4 protein-coding genes and 1 pseudogene are annotated in these 4,405 nt (G+C 71.3%); all 5 read right to left on the bottom strand.

The window, feature by feature from the left end; all coding sequences use genetic code 11:
* A pseudogene (locus KBX53_RS23830) lies at positions 1 to 1,099 on the bottom strand (histidine kinase); the annotation flags it as partial.
* A gap of 193 nt (positions 1,100 to 1,292) precedes the next feature.
* Positions 1,293 to 1,844 carry a pyridoxamine 5'-phosphate oxidase family protein gene (locus tag KBX53_RS23835; protein ID WP_030337621.1) on the bottom strand — a complete coding sequence of 184 codons (552 nt, stop codon included), beginning with the start codon at positions 1,842 to 1,844 and terminating at the stop codon, positions 1,293 to 1,295.
* Positions 1,845 to 1,891: 47 nt separating this feature from the next.
* Positions 1,892 to 2,272 carry a gamma-glutamyl-gamma-aminobutyrate hydrolase family protein gene (locus tag KBX53_RS23840; RefSeq protein WP_309140840.1) on the bottom strand — a complete coding sequence of 127 codons (381 nt, stop codon included), beginning with the start codon at positions 2,270 to 2,272 and terminating at the stop codon, positions 1,892 to 1,894.
* Positions 2,273 to 2,281: 9 nt separating this feature from the next.
* Entirely contained in the window at positions 2,282 to 3,049 is a 768-nt protein-coding gene (locus KBX53_RS23845) for a 3-oxoacyl-ACP reductase (RefSeq protein WP_210861739.1), read from the bottom strand.
* Positions 3,050 to 3,054: 5 nt separating this feature from the next.
* The coding region (locus KBX53_RS23850; RefSeq protein WP_210861740.1) for an aldehyde dehydrogenase at positions 3,055 to 4,405 on the bottom strand (1,351 nt) is incomplete at its 5' end.

Consider the following 4,405-nt stretch of genomic DNA (forward strand, 5'->3'; position numbering starts at 1 on the left):
GGCCGAGCACCAGGGTCAGTGGGGTGCGGAACTCATGGCTGACGTTGGCGAAGAAGTTGGTCTTCGCCCGGTCCAACGCGGCCAGCTCGGCTGCCCGGGCCCGCTCCTCCTCGTACGCCCGCTGGGTGCCGAGCGCCTTGGAGATCTGGGCGGCGACCAGGCCGAAGAAGTTGCGGTAGTCGTCGCTGAGCGGCAGCTGGCGGGCCACACCGACGATCAGCGCGCCGACCGTCTGGTTGGTCGCCGTGAGCGGCAGCACGAGGGCTTGGTCGGCGGCGTCGACCGGCGACGCGTCGAGCAGACCGGCCACCTCGACAGTGGCGGGCGAACCATCGGCGATCAACCGGGTCAGCACCTGGGTGACATCAGCGGCGGGCGAGGTGGTGCCGGTGCTGCCGGCCAGGATGACCTGGTCGCTCTCGTCAACCAGATAGATCAGGGCGAACGGCACGTCGGCCCGGTACCGGCCGAGCACCCCGGCGGCGGTCCGGCCCAGCTCCACGGCGCTGCCGATGTCGCTCAGCTCGGCACCCAGCTCGGAGAGCGCCCGCAGCCGGCGCTCACCGAGCACCCGCCCGGTGGTCTCGCTGACGATGCAGTAGACGCCGCTGACCGAACCGTCGTCACCCCGGATCGGGTCGTACGAGACGTTGAAGTACGTCTGCTCGACGAAGCCGTGCCGGTCCAGCAGAAAGGGATGGTCCTCGCCCCGGTAGGAGCGCCCGGTGCGCCGTACCCCGTCGAGCAGCGGACCGAGCACCGCCCACGTCTCCGACCAGTACGCGCGGGCCGGCTGGCCGATCACGTCCGGATGCTTGGCGCCGATGGTCGGCCGGTACGCGTCGTTGTAGAAGGCCAACTGCTCGTCGCCCCAGAACATCACGATCGGGGAACTGGAGGCGAGCATCATCCCGACCGCGGTGGTGAGCGCCGGGGGCCACTGACCGGGCTCACCCAGCGGGCCGGAGGACCAGTCGAAGCGGGCCAACCGGTCGCCCATCTCGCCACCGGCCGAGAAGGCGGCAGCCAGCATCGGGGAGATCTCGTGACCGGACACGCCGGGATGCCCGATGTCCGCGCCCCCCTGGGCCGAGCTCATGCAGCCTCCCGCTCCGGCCGTACCCCTCAGCCGTTGATCTTCACCCCGCCGTGCTCCGACTTGTACCCAAGCGAACCGGCAACGTAACGCATCACGGGCGCGCGACGCTGGTTAGCTACGCCTGAACCGTCGGGCACCGGACAGTACGGACGACCACGGCGTCGAACGGCGGTGATCCCAGTGCGCTGACGGGTCAGAAGACGGGCAGGCCGTCGATGCTCGCCGCGTTCTTGGTGGCCCGGTAGACGACCAGGTCGTCGGTGCTGCGGCGGGAGTGTGAGGTGAGCAACAGATCACGTTCGGCCCGGAAGTCCATCAGTGGCACCGCGTACCCGCAGGAGTCACTGACCCGCTCCACCTCGACACTGATGACAGCCCGGACGGCGTGCACGTCCGGCGGTGCCGGAAACTCGGCGAGCCGATCGGCGAACCCGTCCTCGGTCACCGCGACGCTGCTGCCCCGACCGTGCAACCGGACGATCTTCGGCGGGCCGTCGAAGGCACAGAACATCAGCGTGATCCGGCCGTTGTCCCGCAGGTGGGCGATGGTCTCCGCGCCGCTGCCGTGATAGTCGAGGTAGGCCACCCGGTGCGGGCCGAGGATCACGAACGTGCCCCGCATGCCCTTCGGCGACACGTTGACGTGCCCCTCGGCACCGGACGGCGCGGTGGCCACGAAGAAGAGCGGCTGGGCCGCGATGAACTCACGCAGACGACCGTCGATCTCCGGGTAGACCTTGCCCATCCGTCGATCCTCCCATCCGCGCCATCGGCCGGCGGGGGCGATCTCAGTCACACCCGCTGGTCAGCCGCCCGCACCAACGCCGTGATCGGACGGGGATCCCGCTCGTTCTCCGGATGCCACTGCACCCCGAGCACGAACGGCCGGGCCGGATCCTCCACCGCCTCGACCACCCCGTCCCCCGCCCACCCGGTCACCGTGAGCCGGCCCGGATCGGCCACTGCCTGGTGGTGGTACGAGTTGACCTGGTCGACCCCCGCCAGCACCGACGCGGCCAGGCTCCCCGGCGCGAACCGCACCGGGTGCGCCCCGTACACGCCGGGCGCCGGACGGTGCGCCTCGTGACCCACCACGTCGGGCAGGTGCTGGTGCAGGGCGCCACAGCGGCCTCCGCTGAGTTGGCACCGTTCGCGACTGCGGGGCTCGCACACCCGCGCTCCTCACAGGGGGGTCACGTAGGCGCCGGTGATGCCACCGTCGACCACGAACTGCGCGGCGGTCATGAACGAGGCGTCGTCACTGGCCAGGAACGCCACCGCGGCGGCGATCTCCTCCGGTTGCCCGAAGCGGCCCATCGGCACGTGCACCAGCCGGCGGGCGGCCCGTTCCGGGTCGGCGGCGAAGAGCTCCAGCAGCAACGGGGTGGCGACCGGGCCGGGGCAGAGCGCGTTCACCCGGATGCCCTCCCGGGCGAACTGGACCCCCAGCTCCCGGGTCATCGCCAGCACCCCGCCCTTGCTGGCGGTGTACGCGATCTGCGACGTCGCCGCGCCCATCAACGCCACGAACGACGCGGTGTTGATGATCGAGCCCTTGCCCTGCCGCCGCATGTGTGGAATGGCGTACTTGCAGCACAGGTAGACGCTCGTGGTGTTGACCCGCAGCACCCGCTCCCAGGCGCCCAGGCCGGTGTCCAGGATGGAGTCGTCGTCCGGCGGTGAGATGCCGGCGTTGTTGAACGCGATGTCCACCCGGCCGTGCCGGTCGGCCACCCCGTCGAACAGGTCGCGTACCGCCGACTCGTCGGCCACGTCGGTGGCCACGAACTCGCCGCCGCACTCCTGCGCGGCCTTCGCGCCGGCGTCCGCATCGATGTCCACGCAGACCACCCGGGCCCCCTCGGCGGCGAACCGTCGCACGGTGGCCAACCCGATGCCGCTGCCCGCTCCGGTGACCACTGCCACCCGGTCCTGCAACCGACCCTGCACTGGCCTCACTCCTCTGTCGCGATGAAGACGTTCTTGACGTCGGTGAAGGAGTGCAGCGCGTCCGGGCCCAGCTCACGGCCGAGCCCGGACCGCTTCATCCCGCCGAACGGGGTCCAGTAGCGCACCGAGGAGTGCGAATTGACGCTGAGGTTGCCCGAATCGACGGCACGGGCCAGGCGCAGGGCCCGACCGACGTCCCGGGTCCAGATCGAGCCGGAGAGGCCGTACTCGGTGTCGTTGGCGAGCCGGATCGCGTCCGCCTCGTCGTCGAACGGCAGCACCGAGACCACCGGGCCGAAGATCTCCTCCCGCCAGTGCCGGTCGGCTGGCGAGTCGGCCAGCAGCACCGTGGGCGCGTGCCAGAAACCGCCGCCGTCGGGGCAGGAGCCGGTGAAGGCGACTGTCGCACCGGTGAGGTAACCGGCGACCCGGTCCCGCTGGGCGGCGGAGATCAGCGGGCCCATCTCGGCGGTGTCGCGGGACGGGTCCTCGACGCGTACCGCGCGTACCGCTGGTTCGAGCAGTTCCAGGAACCGGTCGTACACCGGACGTTGGACCAGGATCCGCGACCGTGCGCAGCAGTCCTGGCCGGCGTTGTCGAAGACCGCGCCCGGCGCGGTGGCGGCGGCGCGTTCCAGGTCGGCGTCGGCGAACACGATGTTCGCGCTCTTGCCGCCCAACTCCAGGGTGAGTCGCTTCACCTGGGCGGCGCAGCCGGCCATGATCCGGGTGCCGACCTCGGTGGAGCCGGTGAAGCAGATCTTGCGGACCGCCGGGTGGCTGACGAACCGTTCCCCCACCACGTCACCGGCTCCCGGGATCACTGTGAAGACGTCGTCGGCCAGGCCCGCCTCACGGGCCAGCTCGGCCAGGCGCAGCGCGGTGAGCGGAGTCAACTCGGCGGGTTTGAGCACCACTGTGTTGCCGGCGGCGAGCGCCGGGGCGAACCCCCAGGCGGCGATCGGCATGGGGAAGTTCCAGGGCACGATCACGCCGACCACACCGAGTGGCTCGTGGAAGGTGACGTCCAGCCCACCGGGCACGGGGATCTGCCGGCCGGTCAGCCGCTCCGGGGCTCCGGCGTAGTAGTCGAGCACGTCACGGACGTTGCCGGCCTCCCAGCGGGCGTTGCCGATGGTGTGCCCGGAGTTGCGCACCTCCAGCCCGGCCAGCTCGTCCACGTGCGCGTCCACAACGGCGGCGAACCGCCGCAGCAACCGCGCCCGGTCCCCCGGCGCGACGCCCCGCCACGCCTCGAACGCGGCCGCCGCCCGCGAGATCGCGGCGTCGACGTCCCCCACCGTGGCCCCAGGAACCTCCCGAAACCCCTGCCCCGAGGCCGGGTCAACAACAACC

Origin of the sequence: Micromonospora sp. M51, from assembly GCF_018070305.1 — a bacterium.
Classification (GTDB): domain Bacteria; phylum Actinomycetota; class Actinomycetes; order Mycobacteriales; family Micromonosporaceae; genus Micromonospora; species Micromonospora parva.

Coding starts and splice junctions, on each gene's coding strand:
- KBX53_RS23835 (WP_030337621.1), bottom strand. CDS start 1,844: ATGGGCAAGGTCTACCCGGAGATCGACGGTCGTCTGCGTGAGTTCATC.